Origin of the sequence: Paenibacillus sp. JJ-100 (assembly GCF_948329825.1) — a bacterium.
GTDB lineage: Bacteria > Bacillota > Bacilli > Paenibacillales > Paenibacillaceae > Paenibacillus.
The window spans coordinates 68,146-89,046 of record NZ_CAOJCM010000007.1 but is presented as its reverse complement, the minus strand read 5'-3'; the positions used below and the strand labels follow the sequence as shown (position 1 = coordinate 89,046).

The 20,901-nt window shown below is 45.6% G+C and carries 23 protein-coding genes; 6 read left to right on the top strand and 17 right to left on the bottom strand.

Annotated elements, in window-relative coordinates:
* Nucleotides 1–72: 72 nt before the first annotated feature.
* The 3 genes from PQG66_RS21240 to PQG66_RS21230 all read right to left on the bottom strand — a co-directional run bounded on the left by PQG66_RS21240 (nt 73) and on the right by PQG66_RS21230 (nt 2,800).
* A complete protein-coding gene (locus PQG66_RS21240; RefSeq protein ID WP_272039952.1) occupies nt 73–1,032 on the bottom strand; it encodes a sensor histidine kinase in 960 nt (319 codons plus the stop codon).
* 5 nt (nt 1,033–1,037) lie between these two features.
* Nucleotides 1,038–1,754: a response regulator transcription factor gene (locus PQG66_RS21235; protein ID WP_272039818.1), complete on the bottom strand. Its 717-nt coding sequence runs from the start codon at nt 1,752–1,754 to the stop codon at nt 1,038–1,040.
* Between the two features lie 203 nt (nt 1,755–1,957).
* Nucleotides 1,958–2,800, bottom strand: a complete 843-nt coding sequence (locus PQG66_RS21230) for a DegV family protein (RefSeq protein ID WP_272039817.1) — start codon at nt 2,798–2,800, stop codon at nt 1,958–1,960.
* 303 nt (nt 2,801–3,103) lie between these two features.
* Here PQG66_RS21230 and PQG66_RS21225 point away from each other — a divergent pair, with 303 nt between their 5' ends.
* The 4 genes from PQG66_RS21225 (at nt 3,104) to PQG66_RS21210 (ending at nt 6,484) form a co-directional block, all read left to right on the top strand.
* On the top strand, nt 3,104–3,880 hold the full coding sequence (locus PQG66_RS21225; RefSeq protein ID WP_272039816.1) for an ABC transporter permease: 777 nt from the start codon (nt 3,104–3,106) through the stop codon (nt 3,878–3,880).
* Nucleotides 3,877–4,677 (top strand): ABC transporter permease, encoded by an 801-nt coding sequence (locus PQG66_RS21220; RefSeq protein WP_272039815.1) that lies wholly within the window; start codon nt 3,877–3,879, stop codon nt 4,675–4,677. Before PQG66_RS21225 ends, PQG66_RS21220 begins: the two co-directional genes overlap by 4 nt.
* Nucleotides 4,678–4,702: 25 nt before the next feature.
* Nucleotides 4,703–5,671 (top strand): ABC transporter ATP-binding protein, encoded by a 969-nt coding sequence (locus PQG66_RS21215; RefSeq protein ID WP_272039951.1) that lies wholly within the window; start codon nt 4,703–4,705, stop codon nt 5,669–5,671.
* 135 nt (nt 5,672–5,806) lie between these two features.
* Nucleotides 5,807–6,484 carry a succinylglutamate desuccinylase/aspartoacylase family protein gene (locus PQG66_RS21210; RefSeq protein ID WP_272039814.1) on the top strand — a complete coding sequence of 226 codons (678 nt, stop codon included), beginning with the start codon at nt 5,807–5,809 and terminating at the stop codon, nt 6,482–6,484.
* Between the two features lie 100 nt (nt 6,485–6,584).
* Here the strand turns inward: PQG66_RS21210 and PQG66_RS21205 are convergent, their stop codons facing one another.
* From PQG66_RS21205 to PQG66_RS21160, 10 genes are all read right to left on the bottom strand, one after another.
* Nucleotides 6,585–7,640: a serine hydrolase domain-containing protein gene (locus tag PQG66_RS21205; protein WP_272039813.1), complete on the bottom strand. Its 1,056-nt coding sequence runs from the start codon at nt 7,638–7,640 to the stop codon at nt 6,585–6,587.
* Between the two features lie 167 nt (nt 7,641–7,807).
* On the bottom strand, nt 7,808–8,200 hold the full coding sequence (locus PQG66_RS21200; RefSeq protein WP_334220798.1) for a MerR family transcriptional regulator: 393 nt from the start codon (nt 8,198–8,200) through the stop codon (nt 7,808–7,810).
* Between the two features lie 33 nt (nt 8,201–8,233).
* Nucleotides 8,234–9,730 carry an alpha/beta hydrolase family protein gene (locus PQG66_RS21195; RefSeq protein WP_272039811.1) on the bottom strand — a complete coding sequence of 499 codons (1,497 nt, stop codon included), beginning with the start codon at nt 9,728–9,730 and terminating at the stop codon, nt 8,234–8,236.
* A gap of 87 nt (nt 9,731–9,817) precedes the next feature.
* Complete coding sequence (locus PQG66_RS21190; RefSeq protein WP_272039810.1) at nt 9,818–11,305, bottom strand: glycoside hydrolase family 32 protein; 1,488 nt, start codon at nt 11,303–11,305, stop codon at nt 9,818–9,820.
* Nucleotides 11,306–11,343: 38 nt separating this feature from the next.
* Nucleotides 11,344–12,174 (bottom strand): carbohydrate ABC transporter permease, encoded by an 831-nt coding sequence (locus PQG66_RS21185; RefSeq protein ID WP_442955150.1) that lies wholly within the window; start codon nt 12,172–12,174, stop codon nt 11,344–11,346.
* Entirely contained in the window at nt 12,171–13,055 is an 885-nt protein-coding gene (locus tag PQG66_RS21180) for a carbohydrate ABC transporter permease (protein WP_272039809.1), read from the bottom strand. Before PQG66_RS21180 ends, PQG66_RS21185 begins: the two co-directional genes overlap by 4 nt.
* Nucleotides 13,056–13,216: 161 nt before the next feature.
* Nucleotides 13,217–14,548 (bottom strand): ABC transporter substrate-binding protein, encoded by a 1,332-nt coding sequence (locus PQG66_RS21175; RefSeq protein WP_272039808.1) that lies wholly within the window; start codon nt 14,546–14,548, stop codon nt 13,217–13,219.
* A 188-nt stretch (nt 14,549–14,736) separates the two neighbouring features.
* On the bottom strand, nt 14,737–15,717 hold the full coding sequence (locus tag PQG66_RS21170; protein ID WP_272039807.1) for a LacI family DNA-binding transcriptional regulator: 981 nt from the start codon (nt 15,715–15,717) through the stop codon (nt 14,737–14,739).
* 91 nt (nt 15,718–15,808) lie between these two features.
* Nucleotides 15,809–16,252: a FixH family protein gene (locus PQG66_RS21165; RefSeq protein ID WP_272039806.1), complete on the bottom strand. Its 444-nt coding sequence runs from the start codon at nt 16,250–16,252 to the stop codon at nt 15,809–15,811.
* A 46-nt stretch (nt 16,253–16,298) separates the two neighbouring features.
* Nucleotides 16,299–16,751 carry a disulfide oxidoreductase gene (locus PQG66_RS21160; protein WP_272039805.1) on the bottom strand — a complete coding sequence of 151 codons (453 nt, stop codon included), beginning with the start codon at nt 16,749–16,751 and terminating at the stop codon, nt 16,299–16,301.
* 373 nt (nt 16,752–17,124) lie between these two features.
* Here PQG66_RS21160 and PQG66_RS21155 point away from each other — a divergent pair, with 373 nt between their 5' ends.
* A complete protein-coding gene (locus PQG66_RS21155; protein WP_272039804.1) occupies nt 17,125–17,331 on the top strand; it encodes a hypothetical protein in 207 nt (68 codons plus the stop codon).
* A 270-nt stretch (nt 17,332–17,601) separates the two neighbouring features.
* A complete protein-coding gene (locus tag PQG66_RS21150) occupies nt 17,602–17,877 on the top strand; it encodes a WXG100 family type VII secretion target (protein WP_272039803.1) in 276 nt (91 codons plus the stop codon).
* A gap of 103 nt (nt 17,878–17,980) precedes the next feature.
* On the opposite strand, the gene PQG66_RS21145 is transcribed toward PQG66_RS21150, so the two are convergent.
* The 4 genes from PQG66_RS21145 to PQG66_RS21130 are packed head-to-tail and all read right to left on the bottom strand — an operon-like array spanning nt 17,981 to nt 20,899.
* Nucleotides 17,981–18,244, bottom strand: coding sequence for a DUF4176 domain-containing protein (locus PQG66_RS21145; RefSeq protein WP_272039802.1), 264 nt, complete (start codon nt 18,242–18,244; stop codon nt 17,981–17,983).
* Between the two features lie 51 nt (nt 18,245–18,295).
* Nucleotides 18,296–19,018: a hypothetical protein gene (locus PQG66_RS21140; RefSeq protein WP_272039801.1), complete on the bottom strand. Its 723-nt coding sequence runs from the start codon at nt 19,016–19,018 to the stop codon at nt 18,296–18,298.
* Nucleotides 19,019–19,969, bottom strand: coding sequence for a hypothetical protein (locus PQG66_RS21135; protein ID WP_272039800.1), 951 nt, complete (start codon nt 19,967–19,969; stop codon nt 19,019–19,021). It abuts the gene before it with no gap.
* Nucleotides 19,970–20,011: 42 nt separating this feature from the next.
* Nucleotides 20,012–20,899 (bottom strand): hypothetical protein, encoded by an 888-nt coding sequence (locus PQG66_RS21130; RefSeq protein WP_272039799.1) that lies wholly within the window; start codon nt 20,897–20,899, stop codon nt 20,012–20,014.
* Nucleotides 20,900–20,901 lie beyond the last annotated feature (2 nt).

Genomic DNA, 20,901 nt, shown 5'->3' with positions numbered 1-20,901 from the left:
CTGCTCGGGTGCTTATATCTGTATTGTAAAGAAAAAAGTCTGCTTTTTTATTAATCAAATCTTACAAAAACCTTAAGTTAAATGAGAGCCATTTTCATGCAGAATCTCTTCCAGCGAAAAGGAAAATACGGTTCGCTGATGCGGCACGCTATGCACATCTATGCGTCCACCCATGCGTTCCACCAGTCGCTTCGTGATCGTTAGGCCAAGACCACTGCCCTGATACATCCGATTGCGGGAGTCCTCCAGGGTATACATCCGTTCAAAGACACGGCTGTGCTCCTTCTCGGGAATGCCTTTTCCGCGATCCCACACTTGGATCGTTACCGGTTCCCCTTTCCGATGCAGGATAGATATGCCGAGCACTTTGCCGTCCGCTCCATACTTCATCGCATTGGTAATCAGATTGTCCAGCACTCGATCGAGCGCCTCTTCGTTTGCTCTCACATATACATCCTTCTCCGGGATCTCCAGTTCCACTTGCAGTCCCAGCTTCGTAAGTAATTCGTAAAATGACAGCATTTTGACCCGGCTCAGTTCACTGATATTTACACGGGTCAGTTCCAGCTCACGGTCTCCGGATTCAAGCCTAGCGAGGTCAAAAAAGGAATGGATCAAACGCTGGACTTCTTGGGCCTTATCCTGGATCTTTTCCATCATTACTCGCCGTTCCGCATCTGTCAGGGAAGCACTCTGCAATAGTGTTTCACTGTACCCTAGCACCACGGTGAGCGGGGTTTTCAGATCATGTGAGATGTTGGAGAGCATATTGCGCATCTCCTTTTCCTGGTTGATGTAGTCAGCCTTCACGAGGTGTGCATGTTCAAGTAACCGATTCATGTCGTTTAACAGCCGGCTCACCTCCACATCACTATCAAATACCAGCAAGCGCTCGAAGGTATCCTGCTCCAATATATTTGACACTTTTTCATGGATATAGGTCAGGTGGGCGCTTCGTTTACGAAGCTTTAATCCAAGCCCGATGACTGCACATGCCAGCAGCACTGAAGCCAGAGAAAACAGCCAAAGCATGACGATCATACCGGCTCCGCCTCCAGCTTATATCCGATGCCCCACAACGTCTTAATGTAACGCGGAGCAGAGGGATCGGCTTCCAATTTTTCTCGCAGACGACGCATATGTACGTTAATAATATTCTCGTCCCCATAATAGTGATCATTCCAGACCGAAGCATAGATCTGAGCCTTGGTGAACACTTTGCCAGGATGGGTCACCAATAATTTTAAAATTCCAAATTCCTTCGATGTTAACTTAATGGGCTGACCATCACGTTCGACTTCATATGTCTCCATATTCACCACAAGTTCACCGATCATGATCCGTTGATCTTGTGTCGCTACTTCCGCAGTCTGAACGGTGTAATTGGCCCGGCGGATACAGGCTTTAATACGGGCAGTCAGCTCGATCAGCGAGAAGGGCTTGCTCAGGTAATCATCCGCGCCAAAACCAAGGCCAAGTGCTTTATCCACCTCTCCATCTTTGGCAGACAAAATAAGCACAGGTACTAGACTACTGGCGCGAATGGTTTGGAGGACATCCATCCCGCTTCGCTGTGGCAGCATCAGGTCTAGAATAATCAGATCAAAACCAGGCTTTGCCTCAATGAACAAACGTTCTGCCTCCAGACCGTCATAGGCATAGGTAAGGTCGAAGCCCTCCTTTTCCAAATAGGGGCCAACCATCTCACTAATCGACCGGTCATCTTCAACAAGCAGTAAGCGGTGACTCGACATAGGCTTACCTCCAGCATGAAATATTTCCCTTTATTACCTCACAGTTTGATCTATTAGGCAATAACTGATCAAAAAAAACCTGACCAAGCCTACACTCCGTCTTCAAGTGTGCTCGTTCAGGTTGATTTTGTATGAATTAATTCATATGCAACAGTTGTCTAGACAATACTCTACGCAAAAGGGCTCAGGCTTCCGCTCTCTCGTTATGCATGTTCACCGCGAATCCAGCACAATCCGATTGTACCAGCCCCTGCATGAATGCTAACCACCGGAATAAAGGGCATAATCTCTGTTTTCAGACGGGGAAGCAACTCCGAAATCTGTTGTTTAATCGTATGTGCTTCCTCATGGTTGTTTGCATGCATGATGCACACATGTTTGACTTTCTCCATGTCTCTCTTGAGCATGTCGAGCATCCGCTCTTTGGTACGTTTAAATGTACGGATTTTCTCGTTTACAACCACTTTTCCTTCTTCAAATCGCAGCAGTAGATGTATTTTGAGCAGTTGACTAATAATCAGCTGTGTCCCGGTCACACGCCCGCTGCGATGAAGATTCTGAAGACTGGAGGGGATCAGATAAAAAGACATGTTATCAATCATCTGTTCAATGCGAGTTTTGATCTGGGCAGCTGAATCCCCTTGTTTCTGCCATTCCAGACCTCGCATAATCATCTCGCGAAGAGGATAGGCTCCCGCCCTTGAGTCAATTGCGGTCACTGTCACACCTGCCATCTCCGCAGCCTGCATCGAGGTATGGAGCGTTCCACTAAGTGCCGTGGAGCAATGAATCGTAATAATCTCATCATACCGATCCTTCAACGATTCATACAGTTCAACAAATTCGCCGATTGGCGGTTGTGAACTGCTCGCACGTGAAGAAGCTGCCAGCTTCTCATAAAAAGCATCGGATGAAATTTCATCGGTTTCCCGATAACATTCATCGCCAAATACGATGCGCAGCGGCACGATGTAGATATGATTTTGCTCCGCAAAAGCGGAATCGATTGTACTGGTGCTGTCTGTGACCCATGCAATTCTCTTCATGACATCCTTCTCTCTTGCCGGATTGTTGGTGCTGTATCCTACCATCGTCAGGCACAAGCCCGGCGGTTATTTTGAATTTGAATAAATACAATTGTAAACGTTTGCGACCTTGCCTCTTAATTATAAAGGAATCCCCTCTCACTGTCTTGTGGCGCATTCATGAACATCCCCATATGTTCCAGTATTCTCTAAAATAATGTCTTGCCTGTGAAGGAATAAATTGGTATGATGGTTTCCTTCTCTCTTTTCGCCTTGACTGAAGTGAACGGGTCCGCCGTTCAATCCACTTATCGGAGGTGTCATATGCTTTATCTTACGCTCGCTTCCAAAGCCTACGCCCGAAACCTGCAATATCGCGGGGCACACATGGTACATAACTTGGCTAGCGCCATGTTTGGTTACATGTATGCTTGTCTCTGGATCGGCATCGGGGCCGACCACCAGCTAGGAGAATACGGGGTACAGGGAATGATCAGTTACATTGCATTCACGCAAGCATCACTCTGGATCTCAGGATTTCTGACCCATGGACTCGGTATTCCGCTCAGTGTCAGGACAGGGCAGATTGCACTGGATCTCATGCGTCCGGTACATCTGTTCACTCATCTGATGGCACGGGAATGGGGGCAGATCGCCTACCAGTTCGTGTACAAAAGCCTTCCCATCTACCTTCTCTTCTCCATTGTGTTTTCCCTGAAATGGCCTTCAGAGGCCCAAACCCTGGGCTATGCCGCTCTTGCACTTGCTGGCGCAGCATACTTGTCCATCTGTATGAATTATATTATCGGTGTCACATCCATGTGGACCACGGAGTCGTCCTGGTTACACTGGGCTAATCATGCCATGATGAACCTGATGGCTGGTTTCTTCATTCCGCTGGAATGGCTGCCGAAGTGGCTGGAACAACTGGCCTGGCTGTCCCCTTATCCATTCCTGCTCTACGTTCCCACTCGAATTTACCTTGGTTTTGAAGACGGCTCCTTACTGTGGGGAACCTTGCTTTGGTGTGTATTCATGACATTAATCTGTCTGAGTATCACGAGCATGTTACGTCGCAAAGTGGAGGTGCAAGGGGGATGAAACCCATTTCCTGGTTCCACTTATATAAAATACTCATTCGAACAAGCATCCGTAGCCGGATGCAGTACAAGTTCAACTTCGTGCTGGGAGCTATCCTGGCCGCACTCATTCAAATTTCCGAGTTTCTAATGGTCGCATTGGTATTACACAAATTCGGTGCAATCAAGGGCTGGTCACTATATGAAATCGGTTATCTCTTCGCCATCATGACGTTATCCAAAACGTTATATCGTACATTCGGCAACGAAGTGCATCATCTGGAGAAATATCTGGTGGGCGGTGAACTGGATCAGCTGCTGACACGACCGATGCCTGTTCTACTCGCACTGATGCCGCAGAACTTCCGCATCATGATTGGGGAAGTGCTTCAAGGCGGATTCATTCTGTGCTGGTCGCTGGCCGGTATGATGTACAGCGGGCAGATCGGCTGGACGGTTATCCCCCTCTCCCTGCTCGTTATTGTGACTGGAGCCATTATTCTTTTTTCCATCGGACTTGCTACAGCGACCCTTGGTTTCTGGACGACACGCATCGAAGAGTTACAGGTCATCACAGAGGATGCAGCTCGCACTGCGGCTCAATATCCACTCACCCTCTACCCCGAATGGATGTCTAGCCTGCTACTTACCGTCATACCCGTAGGATTCGTAAACTACATTCCATCCCTCTATCTGCTGCGTGGCGAAGGCGGTATGTGGGTGCTGGCCCTTATTGTAGGTGTTGCGCTGGTATGTTTGGCAGCAAGTCTTAGGTTCTGGGCGTTCGGTATGACCAAATACCAAAGTACGGGGAGTTAACAAAGGAGGCGAAACGCACATGAATATGATTACTGCGCGTAATCTGCAAAAACAATTTAAAACCCCTGTCGTACGAGAAGGCCGCTTCTCGGGAGTTCGCACGTTGTTTTCACGTCAGTATGTGACTAAGGAGGCAGTACGTGATATTAGCTTTGATGTTCGGCAAGGAGAGTTCGTTGGTTACATCGGCCCCAATGGGGCGGGTAAATCAACAACGATTAAAATGCTGACCGGCATCCTTCACCCTACATCAGGCGAGGTGTTGCTTGGCGGAATGAATCCCCATGAGGAACGGCGCAAGACGGTGCGTAAACTCGGGGTGGTGTTTGGACAGCGAAGCCAGCTCTGGTGGGACTTACCCGTAAAAGATTCATATGATATTTTGGCAGAGATGTACGGTGTGAGTACCGAGGTTAAAAAGAAACGGCTGTCCCAGTTCGCAGAACTGCTGGATCTCGAATCGTTCTGGGCCACCCCGGTTCGCAAGCTGTCTCTTGGACAGCGCATGCGAGCCGATCTGGCAGCGTCCATGCTGCATGATCCGGAATTGCTCTTTCTCGATGAACCGACGATTGGGCTGGATGTGAATGCCAAGCGAAATATTCGCCAGTTCCTGCGTACATTAAATGAAGAGTTTGGCAAAACGATTCTGCTCACCACTCACGACATGGATGATATCGAACAACTGTGCAGTCGTGTCATGGTCATCAATCATGGGCGGCTAACGTATGAAGGCACCATCTCCTCCCTTCGGGATACGATTGGTCTGCCTACACTGATCCGTGTCGCCTTCCGTGGACAAGTTCAGCTGCCGGATGCTTTGCCTTCTGCCATTCAGGTGACGAGTATGGACAACCAGGTGCTGACTGCACGGGTGAATCGAAAGGAATGGCGTACGATGGACATTTTGAAGGAGCTGGGGCAGTGGGGAGAGATCGATGATATTGAGATGAAAGAACCAGACTTCGAGGATATCATTCACAAAGTCTATTAATCATCTATTAATGATCCTATCGATTCTCTAAATTCTATGGATTAGCCTATTTTACAATGAAACGCATACAGCGCTGTTCGAACGCCGTTACATGAAAGAGGGACATGGCGTACTGTAGTAACGGAGGTGAGGGTCATGCTTGTGACTAGACATGTTCTTGCTGCATCGAGCGCTTATGCTACGCCTTATTACATCGTACGTACAATGAACCCTGGACCCGTTATAATGATTACATCTGGCATTCATGGCAATGAAACGGCGAGCATGGCCGCTGCGCAGAAACTTGCCGATGATTGTGCCACAGGACGGCGCGTAATCCATCGTGGAACCTTGATTATTGTACCTAGAGTCAACCAGCAGGCTTATGCGAAAAAAATTAGAGGCAAGCCCGACCTGAATCGCACCTTCCCCCGTCGCAGTTCGGGTAAAGCCAAGCATCCGCTGGCAGCTGCTGTGTTTCAGCTTGCCCGTAAGCACGAGGCAGATTGGTGGCTTGATCTGCATGAGGCTAACGGCCTGTCACAGCTCAGTCCGCGTGTGCTTGGGCAAACGCTGATCACCAACCCTGGCAGCTCTAGTGTCCCCATCTGCCGCAGCGTAATTGAACGCATGAATCGCTCAATATCGATGCGTAAGCACCATTTTAATCTGAAGCGACATGAGTTGCCGGGTTCCGCTCGGACAGCTGCTTCAAAAGTGCTGAAAGCGAAGTCTGTCACCGTTGAAACGTGTTGGAGCCTGAAACGTGCTGTGCGCATCAAGTATCAGACGGAGATTGTGCATCATTTTCTGCGCGAAATAGGCATGTTGTGAGTAAAATCAGAAAAACACCTCCATAGCAGAAACCGCGATGATCTACGTCGGGATTTGCAATGGAGGTGTTTATTTTCCATCATAACTGCCTGCTGCATTATCATTTTTGCAGTAGGGATTCCAATATGTTCTTGCCTACAGGATCTAGAAACGTGAGCGGATACAGATCTTTTTTAGTTAAAAACTTATAGATGGCGTCCAGGTACTCGTCCACACGAGAGGCCGATCCAAAACAGTAATTGGATAGTACTACGACACCTACACCCTGCTCTTTATTAATAGCTAAATAACTGCTGAATCCAAAGGTTCCTCCGTTATGCCATAGAACCTGTTGATCTGACACGGTATCCTCTTGCCAACCATAATATAGATCTGAATCTCCAACTCGCACAGGAATATGACTTTGCTGCATGGTAGGGGCCAAGGGATGATCTTCATTCAGATTCGCTTGTGCAAACAAACACATATCATGAAGAGATGACTTTATGGCCCCAGCTCCATCGTGTACACTAAGATCCCAGTGAGGCATGATTTTCCCCGTTGACGTATGTCCATCGACTAATCTGCCATTCTGCTCTGCATTCAGCAGAGCGGCTGTTTCTGTAAGGTTTAACGGGTCTGCGATATATGTTTTGAGCAGATCGTCATACGTACTTCCTGCCACTTTGCATAGGATATAGCCAAGTAAGCCGACACCTGTATTGGAATATTCGAATGAATCGATCTGATCTGTGTAGTCCGCATCAGCTAAGAAGGTAAGCAAATCCTGCTCTTTATAATTTACATACGGATTGTACCGGTTGTTCTTCGAGGACAAATTGGTCGCAAGTCTAGGTAATCCAGAGGTATGCGTAGCCAGATGTTTCAGTGTGATTTTGTTGAGATAATCGTTCTTGCCATGATCTATGTACATGTTGACCGTATCATCGGAGGACAGTCGTTGTTGGTGTTCCAATTCTAATAGAAGGATACTTGTGAACACTTTGGTCAGAGAGCCGATTTCAAACAACCTATGTTCAGGAGCAACTGTGCTCTGTTTGGGGGAATTGCCAAAGGAATGATATTCGATATCTCCTCTGGTAACGATCCCAATCTCAAGATGAAGATGCTTTTTACCTTTCATATATTCGGATACAACAGATTGTAAATCTCTCATCAAGCACTATACTCCCCTCTAGTGTGCATCTATTCTCCATATGGAGATCACGCTAGCCAGCCTGTATTGAAGATATTAAACGATGTAATCGTTATATTCGTTCCTTCCCAACCAATTCCTGCTCATAAGTCACTACTTCTCTCTTTGAACAAAGAAAAGAGCCGCGATTACGGCTCTTTCTTCTCTACTCTAAAAGACTGAATATAACTGTCGATCTCGTCCTCGGGGATAAGTAACAACCCGGCCAGACGTTTCTGCATCTGCTCCAGTTGATCAATATGTTGCTGAATATCAGTGATCCGCTCGCGGACAAGTGATTTCAAAGTGTCTTTTTCCATTTCTTCGTGGCTCAGCAAATCCAAAGTTTCTTGTATTGCTTTCAGCGAGTAACCGAGCATCTGTGCATCCTTGATGAATTTGACTTTGACCAGATAATCCTCGGTATACATCCGATATCCATTAGAGGATCGATGCGGAGCGGGCAGTATGCCGCTGTCCTCATAATAGCGAAGCGTTGCCATACTTACCCCTGTCTTTTTGGCCAGTTGGCCTCTCGTCATGGTACGCACAGCGATCCAACCCTTCCAGCAGACTTATTCTGTTTGTTTGTTACGGCTCTTCGTATACTCATTATCATAAGATGCTTCGGGAAATTTCGCTGAACTTCCTTTCAGCAGAGGTTGTTCTTCCCCTTTCAAGTAATGGTCAAAAAAGGCGAGTGCATAACTTCTCGTAATATCAATATTATGCTTCGCAGACATGTTCTTCGTAAACAGACGTGGTGAAATCAACGCTATATCGGTGAAGCTTTGATGGAAGAACCCATTCACGGTCAAATAATAGGTATCATTCAGACTATTCGTCATGACATGTCTCAGATCGGGTTCAAACTCGGGATAGAACACTTTATCTTTGGAGGCGACTTTGGGATCAAGACTTTTCGCTGTTTCGCCTGACATGATGTACATAAAAGGCTGTTTCAAAGACGTCTTAGAGACGCTACCCCAGAATCCGCCCTCCAAACTGAGTCCTGCTTGTAAACGCTCATCCTGCGCAAGTGCTTCCGCTGTTGTGGCTCCACCATATGAATGTCCCATAATGCCCGTGTGACTCAGATCAAGTCTGCCTTCCAGCACCTGATGGGGGTCATTAGCATTCCACTGTTCAAGGGTGTCGAGTACAAAACGTACATCCGCCACGCGTATGCCTACCCCTTCTACGTTGTATTGATATAATTCTTTGGACATCGCGAACTTGGGTCCCGCATCATAAGAAACTGCATGTCCATCCGGGAAGGTTATTCGAGCGGACGTATAAGGATGGTCCATCCCTACAACGATATAGCCATGACTGACCAGTTCCTCGACTGTAGTCATGCTCTGGAAACGAGACGAACGAACACCGGGAGAGAACAGGACAACAGGATAAGAGCTGCTTGCGCTCGACATCGCAACACCTTTCACCACATGTGTAGGTATCGTATCCAGATAACTGAATACTTGAGATGGGATGCCAAATACCAGACTGATTGCTTCCCCCAATTCAGCAGGGTATGACTCCGGTTTAATGCCTTTTGCAGCTTCGGGCTCTACCGGATACCACACATTAATCATCAGCTCACGCTTGTCTCCAGCTTCAGGCGAAAGAGTCTCCTCCCGGGATTCATCTACAATTCGTTGTGAAAACGTACCGATGGCAAACTGTCCTGTTGGCGCCGGGATTTTAAATGTAGGGAAATACATCGTAAGCAGTCCTGAACCAACTCCAGAGAAGGCAGCAAGGATAAGGATGAACACTCTTCGAAGCCAGATGCGTGCTTTTGATTTTTTCTTGTACGTTTCCGATGTCAGGCTTGCACCACTACGAATCCATTGAACCATTTGATTGATTAACAGCATGAAGAGTAGTAGTGCAACTATATAAGACGGTAATAACATCACACGTACTGAATCAATGATAGCATGTAGTAAGAATGAGACGATCAAGGTACTAAGCATACCTATCGCAAGCTTCTGCCGTTTCGGACAGAGTGGCAAAGCAAGTGCCCCCGCTATCGTTACCATTACGAAAATCCATTCAAATAACTTCATGATTTTTCCTCCAAACGCTGTTGATACAACAAGAATAGACCTTGAAGTATACTTCAAGGTCAAGGGGTGTTGTTACTACGTTTGGAGTCACACTTGTAGATCCCATTTACGAAGTTCGGTCAGTGTGCATCTTCCCTGTGAAAATACTTGAATCCCTTTAGAGTTCGGACCAGGATATATCCGCGCTGACATGACCTGCTCTCCTTGCTGAATAAAAATCTCAATTGAACTAATATCTACAAAAATGCGAAGCTCCAGCTTGCCTTCACTAAGCTCTACTGTTGTTGAACGCTCTCCACCAGGACCTTGTCCGGCACGTTCCCGATTCAAGCTTAATCGACGCTGCTTCACATCATAGGTAATGACGGTTTCCTCTTGCTCACTTGTTCTCAGCTTTAATCCAAAATACTGAGCCTCTGCTGCCTCAAATATAGCATGTAATTCATAACAATCCCCGCTGATGCCCAGATCATGTGTGCCATCATGAATTGACCGTGACTTTTGTTCCACGCCAGCAAGTCTGTACTTGGTAAGTTCGGGAAGCGGCTGGAATATCAAACGTTCCCCTCTCCGAATTAATTGGCGCGGCAACGTCATTGCCCCTGCCCAAGCGTGAGAGTGTTGTGTCGGTATTTCGGTCTCCCATGTCTCCATCCAGGCCATCATAATCCTTCGTCCTTGTGCGTCCTCCATCGTCTGAGGTGCGTAAAAATCGAAGCCGCAGTCAAGTGGAACATACTCACTATATTCAAGCACTCCCTTGTCCGTGTCCAATGTTCCCATCATATATACGGTGGAGTGCAAATTATGATAATGATCACCTTGGGCTGGCATTCGCTGCGGGGACATGATCAGCACATCGCGGTCATCCAGCGAGAATACATCTGGACATTCCCAGTTGTCTCCAAGCGTTCCATCACTCTGAGCCATCACGTTCACATATGTCCAATTCAGTAAGTCTGCTGAACGATATAGCAAGATGCTTCCGTTTCCTGCATCATCATTCGACCCAAGTACGCAATAATACATCCCATCTCGTTCGAACACTTTCGGATCACGAAAATCCTTTGGACTTGCCTGTGCTGGAATCTGATGCAGTCCGATGACCGGGTTCAGCTCGGATTTAACAAAATCGATTCCGTTCTCTGATACAGCAATATTCTGTGTCTGCCTATAATCTTTATCTTTGTCTGGTCCTGTCACTACATGACCTGTGTACATAAGCACCAGTTTGCCATCTTGAACAATAGCACTGCCTGAGAAGCAACCGTCACGGTCATAATCCTGATCTGGTGCAAGTGCAACGGGCAGATAAGACCATGTTACCAAGTCTTGACTCACGGCGTGCCCCCAATGCATCGGTCCCCATACTGGCTCGTAAGGATAATACTGATAGAACATATGATACATCCCATTAAAATAAATAAAACCATTAGGATCATTCATCCAGCCGACTTCTGGCATCAGATGATACCCCAAGCGATAGACTGGACTAACGTTGTGACGATTTGCCTCAATATACGCCTTTGCCCTTTCAAGGGTATAACGATTTTCGTTCTGTGCATCATGCTTCATATGTCTTACACTCCTGTCTCTATCTCACCTTGTTGGACTTATTTAATGGCGCCTTGCATAACGCCCTGGATGATATACTTCTGTGCAAACAGATAAACAATCAATACAGGCAGAAGTGTCAATACCAGACCAGCCATTAGCGGACCATAATCCACCGTATACGTTCCATAAAAATAAAACGTAGACAACGGCAATGTCCGTTGCTCTGACGATGTAAGTACCAAAGATGGAAGCAAAAAGTCATTCCATATCCATAAGACGTTCAGTACACTGATGGTAACGGTAGTTGGCAGCAACACCGGTAATACGATACGAAAAAAAGTTTGCACTCTGCCACAGCCGTCCATTAGAGCGGCTTCTTCCAGTTCCAGCGGGATGCTTTTGACAAAGCCATGGTAAATAAATACAGCAAGCGGGCTACCAAAGCCAATATACATATAAATCAGTGACCACTTGTTATCCAGTAAGCTAAGCGAGCCATAAATTTTCACAAGGGGGATCATAATGGCTTGGAATGGAATGATCATCGCCGCTACCATCAGGAAAAAGAGATACTGATTCAATTTGCTGTGATGTCGAACAAAATAATGCGCAGTCATCGCTGAGAAGAGGGCAATGAGCAACACACCGGCAACCGTAATGAGCAAAGAATTGCTGAAGGCTGATAAATAACCCATTTTATCAAACGCATTTGCGTAATTTTCCAGTTGAAAAGAACCTGACAAGCCGAGCGGATCAGAAGTAATGGCCTGATTGGTTTTAAATGAATTCAAAATCAGAAGCACAAAGGGAAACACGAAAAGGATCATACCAACGACTAAGGCTACTAATTTCAGTCCGTTCAGAATACGCGATTGTCCAGCCATCATGCCTCGACCTCCAGCTTTTTGCTAAAATACACCTGAAGCAATGTAATCGTCGCCACGAGGATAAACAAAACAAGGGCTTCGGCTTGACCTAAACCATAGTCACGCGCTAGAAAGGCCTGCTCATATACATGCATGGATACCATCTCTGTACTTTTGAACGGTCCACCGCTTGTCAAAGAAACGTTCAGATCGTATACCATAAATCCGCGTTGTAGTGACAAGAAGACACACACAATAAAGGAAGGCACCATCAGTGGCAATACAATGCGCATTAGCATTTTACGGTTACTTGCCCCGTCGATGCTCGCCGCTTCCAACACATCCCGCGGTACGTTCATCAAACCAGCAATGTAAATAACCATCATATAACCTGCATACTGCCAGACGGTCACAATAATAAGTGCCCAGAAAGCCTTGTCCGGATCAGCCAGCCAGGAAGCGGAGAACAACGGTATATTCAATTTTTGACCTGCAAATACAAGTACCTGATTGAAAATAAACTGCCAGATGAAACCCAGCACAATGCCGCCTACAAGATTGGGTAAGAAAAAACCAGCTCTGAACCAGCCCTGTGCCTTGATTCCCCGAGTTACGGCATATGCAAGCAGAAAGGCAACGACGTTGGTCAACACAACCGTAATAAATACATACTCCAGCGTCATTGCAAACGACTTCCAGAACACAGTGTCTTTGAATACACCGATATAATTATCCCAACCCACAAAAGTTTGATCGACTGCAATGCCATCCCAGTTCGTAAACGTCAAATAGATACCGTACAAAAAAGGAATAATCATAACTGTTGCAAAAGCAAATAATGTAGGGCCAGTGAATATCAGGCGAGTGCGCAGACGTGTCCATAATCCTTTTTCAGTGAGCATTGTCATCCTCCACTCTATCTCTCTCCACGTCATAAACCTGGCAGTTACCATAAGGTGGGTCAGGCAGAAGTAAACTATATTTCCTGTCTGACCTCCTATCAGGTATCCATCCTATGGAGAAAACTTCTCTTTATACTGTGTTAAATGTCAAACTGCATCATTTATTTCACGTTAGTCCAGTAAGCCTGAATCTCGCTGGCAAGTCCGGCACGATCAATGACATCAACTAAATATTTCTGCATGGAAGCTCCCAATTTGGACCAGTGATCGGCTGGAAGCGTACTCATAGATTCTTCGATCTTACCTGCCTTGATGTATTCACTAATGGATTTGCCAAGTGGATCAGCTGGCTCCAGTGTAATATTGCTAAACGCTGGAATGATATTGGCCTGCTTAACCAGGAAATCCTGACCTTTTTCTTCATAAACGATCCAGTTCAAAAATTTCTTAGCGGCTTCTTGCTGTGCTGGTGTGCTTTTTTCCTTGTCCAGCAAAATACGTTTGGATACAGCGGCTGATATCTGTGAATTGCCGAAGTCGGCTGCATTATTACTTACAGGTACCGGCAGGAAGCCGTATTTTCCATCTGCTGTATCAAAACCGGCAATTTGCGGCCAAGCCCAGTTCCCCATAAACCAGATCCCAACTTCACCTTTACCAAGTACTTCTGGTCCACGCTCGTACGTACCGGAAAGTGGTGATGCTTTGTCGATATTGTACGTTTTCATCACATCAAATGTATCCATCAACCCATTAAAGACCGCATTGGATGCCAGATCGACTTTGCCTGCTTTCAAATCGTTTATGAATTGATCCACTTCGGAGAGATCTTCGGATTGTCCACCATAGGCAAGCGGCAAGTAGTGGGCTCCAAGAGACCAATCCATCGGTGAAATAATTAAAGGCGCTTTGCCAGTAGCAGCTATTTTTTTGAACAAGTCTTCCAGCTGTGCGGTTGTCTCTACCGATTTTGGATCAAATGTACCGCCTACCGCTTGATCAACTACCTCCTGGTTGTAGATAAATCCATAACCTTCAATGGCCAAAGGAAAAGCATAGTTTTTACCATCAAACGTAGTAGCGGCTGTACTGTTCTCCACCGCATCCTTCATCCAAGGCTCAGAGGTGAGATCAAGAACACGGTCCTTGAATTTCTCAACATCTCCAGTATCCAACATCATCATCGTTGTCGGATTCCCTGACGCATAGAGAGCGGATGCTTTTTCAAACGGAGACTGTCCACTACCTACTGGCACAATCTCAAGTGTAATGTTTGGATTTTCTGCTTGGAAGTCTTTGGCTGCTTGCTCTAATTGATTGTTAATTTCTGATTTGGAGTTGAGCAAAGTAATTTTGACATTCTCACTGCCAACATCGTTTGAACCTGTTGAAGAATTCGAATCTGTACTTGCTTTGTCTCCGCATGCTGACAGAACCAGCATCATAATCAATGAAAAAATCCAAATCCCTGTCCGACGTTGTTTTGTTTTCATCTTGTTATGTCCCCCATTCATTAGTGTAAAGAGAAAACGTTTACAATTCAGATTATAATGTCAAAGGTTTAACATGTCAATCGTTTGACATATTGATTTTAAAAAAAATTTTTGTCTCGTTTATGGTACACAAAAATACCCCACAGAGACTTTTTTTTAAAAGCCTGCTCTGTAGGGTATGGTTTAATTCAGGTCGTCTCTCTCTCTACCAATGTTACAGGGAAAATATTCTCCATCTTTACCTGTTCCTCTGCGATCTGACATCGAATCAAATCAATTGCGAGCTTCGCCATATCCTCTATCGGCTGTCTAATCGTAGTAATTCCTGGCACAGTATAGGAAGCTGCCCGGCTATCATCATATCCTATAATAGCGATGTCTTCGGGAACCCGGTATCTGCTAGAGATGGTCTTCTTGAGCGCATGAACAGCCATAAGATCACTCGTTACAAATAACCCATCCAACTGGGGATACTGGGTGAGAAGTTTATCCATTAATTCGGTGTACTGTTGCTGATCAAATACATTAAGGTCCGTCTCATAAATTATGATTGGCTTGACCCCATGAGCCTCCAGCGTGTCCACAAACCCTGTCGTACGACGATTGGATAGCATGTTTAGCCCCAGATTACCACATATATGAGCAATATGACGTCTACCTTTGGAGAGCAGTAACTCCGCTGCCATCACCCCCCCCTGATAATTATCAGAGGATATATACGGAATATCTTCTCCGATCTGCCGATCAAAGGTAACAATTGGAGAATGGAGATTAACGTATTCATCCACTTCAAGTGTATGACTACCCATAATAATGCCATCCACACGATTGCCTTTAAGCATCTCTACATATTCACGTTCTTTGGAAGGGTCCATATGAGAGTTACACAACATGATTTTGAAACCATTCTTATAGGCATAATACTCTATATAGCTGGCCAGTTCTCCGAAAAACGGATGTGATACATCTGGAATGATCAGACCAATAAGGTTGGACTGCTTGCGCAGCAGAGAACGGGCAATCTCATTGGGTCTATAATTTAACTCGTTCATCGTTTGGTACACTTTGTCACGTGTCTTCTGACTGATATAACCTCTGTTGTTCAATACACGTGAGACGGTAGTTACTGATACACCCGCCTTCAGTGCAACATCATGAATAGTTGCCATAACAGCCTCTTTTCCTATCTACATTCTTTTGTATTCACATGATTATATATTTATTTCACGTCCTGAACCATTCCTATGAGTCCAGGCTACTTCATTCTACTACAATTTTGGATCGTGGCATTGTATGCATTGCACCGGAGGTTACATGTGCCTGAACAACGTACTTCCCTGGCTCCAGAAAAGTGTGTTTGACTTCATACACACCATCACCTATAGAATGCGCTTTCACTGCCCCGCGAGCCTCCAGTTCATCAGCATTCATCATGCCTTGTTCTATGGATGGTGCTTCCGGCTCGTTCTGTTCGTTCCAGATTTGGAACTGTACATGATCGGCATCATCGACTGGCTTCTCTCCCTGGGTTAGTTTGATCTGCAGGGCTACCTCTTCGTTCACTTTCACCTTATCCGGTATCATCATCTTTACTCGAATCATCTCTGGCATCTCATCAGGGGGAGACTGTTCCGTATAAGAACACCCCGTCACAATAAGAAGCAGTATAAGCAAAGGCGTAAACCAGCGAACATGTCCCTTCATCCACATTATTCCTTTCCGATTAAAGAGAATATAAGAAGAAAACCATTTACATCGAAGATTTTGTTGTTTTACCTAATCCCCATAGCATGGCAATAATGATAATAAATGCGATGAGTGCCAGTAACGGGATCGTGATAAAACCAAACCAGTTTAGATAATCAGTGTAACATGGCACCTTGCCACATGCGACCGCGTTGCCTGTAGCCGAGAAAATCCGCTGAATTGTAACGTGATAGAGAGATATACCGCCCCCGATCAAACTGAGTGGAAGCACGTATTTGGTAATACCCACGTCACCTTTGAAATACGCAATCCCGAGCAGAATCGTTAAAGGATACATAAATATGCGCTGGAACCAGCATAGATCACATGGAAGGAACCCCATAATCTCACTAAAATAAAGACTTCCCCCCGTTGCAATGACAGACACAGCCCAGGCGATAAATAACCGGGTATCTACACTCCGTGCAGGTTGCTCTGAATTAGATGTTGCACTCATGCCACTGTCCTCCTCTTCCGTTCGTTCATTTGAGACTAATGCTATGTTCCTGTTTAACCTGATAATCCGGAATACTTATGTAATTGAATGACCAATCAATTATACCAAATATTTGCTCTTTCGGGTGAATACAAAAAGCGGATATGTGGACAGTTTTTGACCTACAGCTCTCTCTCTTGAAGAAAAAAAACGAAATTCCAGGAGCTCATTCTCCGTTTCCAGGTCGTTCGGATATCCAAATGTCCATGTTACAGTTCTTTCTAGTTTAAGTACTGTAGATTTCCTATATTTCTCATAATTAACTTACATTGCGAGGGAACCTGAGATACAATAGATGTATACGCATTCATCGACTGGAAAAGGAGGTTAGCTCATGAATTGGCTGCCTTATGCCCTGGTTATTGGCATCGCTTTATTTGGCGGAATTGCTACACTCATCATCGGGAACTCCAAAGCTAATCGTAGGAGTAACCCCGAATATGATCGCCGAACGAAGCAAAATTTGAGTAAACTTACATATGTATACGTCGTCGCTGTCGTGTTGGGTGTAGGCGGATTTGTCCTGTATTTATATAACTAATGGACGATATAGCCATGACCGTTCAGAAAGTGAAATAAACGTATCCCCTGTTGTATACAATCATAATAACAAACTTAACACATGCCATTTGAGTTCTTCCCTTGTCCACACTTGGGAGGTCATTCGGGATGTGTTTTGTCTTAGTTATAAGACTTTTTTGCTGCCCAAAAACGAGGCTTTCGTCCAGCTTCATTCTGATTCAGAAGGGGTTATAATAAGAGTAGTTATGGCATCTTACATATTCTAATCGGAAGGAATGAGTAAACATATATGAACCAGCGCATTGATCTGTCACCAGAGGAGTTGCAACAGCTTGCAGTTGAATTCAACAAAGCGTCACAGAACGGACAGGACATTCTAGCCAAGCTCAAAACGATGATTGATCAGTCTGAAGGTCAGTGGGAAGGCAATCGTCAACGTGAGTTTCTCACACGCATAAACGACAGTATGACAACGGTGAGCAGTTATTTACAAGGATTGCAGGAGACAGGAACTCAATTGCAACAGACGGCAACTCGTTTCCGCGAAACGGATCAGTCACGTTAACACTGATCCGTTTCTTCAGAAACAACGATGAATAAGAATATCGCTTTCGAGGTCCCACTACGCTTCAGTCAACAGCAGATTCGACGTGTAAACATCATCACGCCTACTCCAGTTCTGCTGCAAAAACCTCTTCCTCTTCATCACTAAACCCCTTAAAAATAATCTCTTCAATATCATCATGGTTAAAAACATAAGTGTAATCCGGATTAATATACCCCTCAGGATACGGACAGCCAATATAGTCAAACTGCCGCGGAGGTTCTGTCATTAACATTTGCTTGCGTCCATAAATGACGAGCTTTTTGGTGCCTTCTTTCAAACGAATCACAGATCCATTGGGCAGTAAAGTTACCGTGTTTTTTTCCAATCTGATCATCCTCCTTATGTCTGGTAGTGCATTCTAGATTTTGTTTCTGTATCACACGTCTGATTTGTTCATCACTCGGCGAAGCCAATAATATTGATGGAAGTCCATAACAAAGTGAAACACAACAAAGGTCAGCATGATGTATACACAGATGAGAACAACGGTTACCGTCTGCTGTGTCACAAAGGCTAATGAGATGTTGGCCAGTAGATACGCGCCTCCCGTAATGGTCGTTAAGAGAGCGACAGGCATACCAGAGCTTTTATTACCTTTTTGACGCTGAGGCGGTTGCTTTAATTTTTGTAAACGGTACCTCACATACTGGATTAGAGCAAATGCATACACTGCCAATGACCCTATAGCATACCATGGCGTAGTTAGGCCTAATGTCCCATAAGCAAATTTCTGTATAACGATCATAAATGCTGCTGATGAGACGAGTCCGAAAACGCCTCGAAATAATACATAATTCAGTTGAAGTCTGCGCGGGGCTGCAATCAAGGCAATCGCCCACAAATTCATAACGGCTAACAGCGGCAATAGTAGATACGCATACAGAGGCTGATACGGAACACTGAACACGGGAACAAGCACGAAGACATTCAGAAAAAACAGAACCAACGTACCTGCACTAAGCCGAATACCATCGGACGCATAAATGACAAGGTAATTCTCAAACGTTTCCTTAGGGTAGGGCGTCCCTTCATACATGGTGGGAGTAGTAGCACTATTTACCTTAGAAGCTGGTGTTTTTGACCGCTGTTTTTTCGCCATCTATTTAAACCATCCCGCTACGGTAGACCAAGCTTTTTTCGCACCATGTTTAACGACATCTTTCAGCGAATCATTGTTCCCGTCGCCATCCAAGTCCATGTCCATCGTTATGCCTTCAGCAAGATAGGTCAAGCCAACCGACACCCCGAAACCAACGGCACCAACAGCCAGAACAGGTGCTGCCGCCGGCATAACAGCCGCAGTCAGCAGAGTTGCTCCTACAGTGGTTGCTCCACCCACAACAACGTTCCCAATAATATCACCCGCTATTTTATCCGTGCCTGCATTCTGGCTAATATTCTCTTTCGTATCTGTAAACACATCAATTCCGACACTGGCCCATCCCAGCTTATCTGTTAACGCAGTCTTTACCCCATAACCAGGCTTAATCATGGCGGCAACTTCCTTCATCTGTGGAGTGGCCGTCCCGTTAGCAATCCGCGCTTCAAGGTCACGCTGATAGTAAATCTTGTAGTCTCTTGGTCGGCCGTTAGGCCCCTTATTGCCTTTGACTGCATCGTGACTCTCACGGACTAGAACACGAGGTGTATTTCGATCCAGTTCAGCCTTAACCATGTAACCATTCTTAACTCGGTACCCCAGACGAGCAACAGCCATAGCTCCGGATAATGTACCTACCGTGCTGCCTAAGCCATCAAATGGAGCCAGCGGATTGATCGCCAGACCGCCGCTGTTGTCTTCCTGCTCCATCTTCTGCCGGGTTGTTTTGACATAGGTAGCCAGTTGATACATACTCTGCCCTGCGCTGCGGAAACGCTGCTGATGCGACTGATACAATCCAATAATGGTCTGTCTGTTCCCCGATTGCCATGCGGCTCCTTGAATTGCATGCTGAAGCACACCATCGACCTGTTGCAATTGTGCGGCAACCTGCTCGATTTGTTGGGCAAGCGAGTTCAAGTATTCTGCTTTCATAACGATTTTTGTCATTTTTCAAATCCCCCTTACTCTTCGGACGTATATGTTCTCTGTTTAACGCACCTCAGGCAGAACAGACATTGAGCGAGTTGTAAGTAGAAAAAGACTCTGTACCAACTCTTCTTCCGTCACTTTAAATACGGTAAACAAGTCCTCATTTTCCACTTCAAGAAAAATCCAATTGCCTCTCTCACTGCCGATAAAGTAAATCCATTGTGATCTATCATCAGTTCCACGGGTGTACACTTCAAATTTACCGCGCTGTTCCAACGCAGCGAGACTCCGGCTCAAAGGTTGGACCCAGGTCTGTTTCAGGTGTTGATCCGCTTGTAATATGACCTGAATTCGTTCGGTTGCTTCCGTTGCTTGGGTTGCTTCGGTCGATCTGTTCCCTTCTCCCGATCCCGAGGCTTGAATATCCAGTTCAAACAAACGACGCAGCGTGTCATGCCCAATAGACGTATATGCGCTTCCCTGCTCCAGTTCAGGAGTTGTCTCCTCTGAAGAGTCATCTATTTCTAATCGGTTGCCGAGAACCTGAAACATCTCACCCATTGACGAGAAAGGGGTGAATATGGACTGATGATCCTCAGGCTTCCAGACCCATTCAACCAACTGATCGCTTGATAAAAAGCCATAGGTTACAGACCTGCCCTGATCTGTGGTGTTCAACTCCAGACGAGTTATAGCACTACTTAGCTTGCAGGCCATAAGCAGTCTATGTATTTGTGGTTCTATGGCAACTTGTTGATCATTGATTTCGACAACGCGATCTTGTGCAAGATCCTTGAGAATCTGCGCAACTCTCTCACTTGATTGTTCTGCTTGGTCTATAGATTCAACTAATTCTGTTCGTAGCTGCTCTGCTTCTGGTATGTTGATGAGTTCGAATAGAAACAAGGTCTCCATACCGTTAAATTGAATGGATGTATATGTTGACACAT

Excerpts from the sequence above, each read along its gene's own strand:
- PQG66_RS21240 (WP_272039952.1), bottom strand. The coding sequence starts at position 1,032 with ATGCTTTGGCTGTTTTCTCTGGCTTCAGTGCTGCTGGCATGTGCAGTC.
- PQG66_RS21235 (WP_272039818.1), bottom strand. The coding sequence starts at position 1,754 with ATGTCGAGTCACCGCTTACTGCTTGTTGAAGATGACCGGTCGATTAGT.
- PQG66_RS21230 (WP_272039817.1), bottom strand. The coding sequence starts at position 2,800 with ATGAAGAGAATTGCATGGGTCACAGACAGCACCAGTACAATCGATTCC.
- PQG66_RS21225 (WP_272039816.1), top strand. The coding sequence starts at position 3,104 with ATGCTTTATCTTACGCTCGCTTCCAAAGCCTACGCCCGAAACCTGCAA.
- PQG66_RS21220 (WP_272039815.1), top strand. The coding sequence starts at position 3,877 with ATGAAACCCATTTCCTGGTTCCACTTATATAAAATACTCATTCGAACA.
- PQG66_RS21215 (WP_272039951.1), top strand. The coding sequence starts at position 4,703 with ATGATTACTGCGCGTAATCTGCAAAAACAATTTAAAACCCCTGTCGTA.
- PQG66_RS21210 (WP_272039814.1), top strand. The coding sequence starts at position 5,807 with ATGCTTGTGACTAGACATGTTCTTGCTGCATCGAGCGCTTATGCTACG.
- PQG66_RS21205 (WP_272039813.1), bottom strand. The coding sequence starts at position 7,640 with ATGAGAGATTTACAATCTGTTGTATCCGAATATATGAAAGGTAAAAAG.
- PQG66_RS21200 (WP_334220798.1), bottom strand. The coding sequence starts at position 8,200 with ATGACGAGAGGCCAACTGGCCAAAAAGACAGGGGTAAGTATGGCAACG.
- PQG66_RS21195 (WP_272039811.1), bottom strand. The coding sequence starts at position 9,730 with ATGAAGTTATTTGAATGGATTTTCGTAATGGTAACGATAGCGGGGGCA.
- PQG66_RS21190 (WP_272039810.1), bottom strand. The coding sequence starts at position 11,305 with ATGAAGCATGATGCACAGAACGAAAATCGTTATACCCTTGAAAGGGCA.
- PQG66_RS21185 (WP_442955150.1), bottom strand. The coding sequence starts at position 12,174 with ATGATGGCTGGACAATCGCGTATTCTGAACGGACTGAAATTAGTAGCC.
- PQG66_RS21180 (WP_272039809.1), bottom strand. The coding sequence starts at position 13,055 with ATGCTCACTGAAAAAGGATTATGGACACGTCTGCGCACTCGCCTGATA.
- PQG66_RS21175 (WP_272039808.1), bottom strand. The coding sequence starts at position 14,548 with ATGAAAACAAAACAACGTCGGACAGGGATTTGGATTTTTTCATTGATT.
- PQG66_RS21170 (WP_272039807.1), bottom strand. The coding sequence starts at position 15,717 with ATGGCAACTATTCATGATGTTGCACTGAAGGCGGGTGTATCAGTAACT.
- PQG66_RS21165 (WP_272039806.1), bottom strand. The coding sequence starts at position 16,252 with ATGAAGGGACATGTTCGCTGGTTTACGCCTTTGCTTATACTGCTTCTT.
- PQG66_RS21160 (WP_272039805.1), bottom strand. The coding sequence starts at position 16,751 with ATGAGTGCAACATCTAATTCAGAGCAACCTGCACGGAGTGTAGATACC.
- PQG66_RS21155 (WP_272039804.1), top strand. The coding sequence starts at position 17,125 with ATGAATTGGCTGCCTTATGCCCTGGTTATTGGCATCGCTTTATTTGGC.
- PQG66_RS21150 (WP_272039803.1), top strand. The coding sequence starts at position 17,602 with ATGAACCAGCGCATTGATCTGTCACCAGAGGAGTTGCAACAGCTTGCA.
- PQG66_RS21140 (WP_272039801.1), bottom strand. The coding sequence starts at position 19,018 with ATGGCGAAAAAACAGCGGTCAAAAACACCAGCTTCTAAGGTAAATAGT.
- PQG66_RS21135 (WP_272039800.1), bottom strand. The coding sequence starts at position 19,969 with ATGACAAAAATCGTTATGAAAGCAGAATACTTGAACTCGCTTGCCCAA.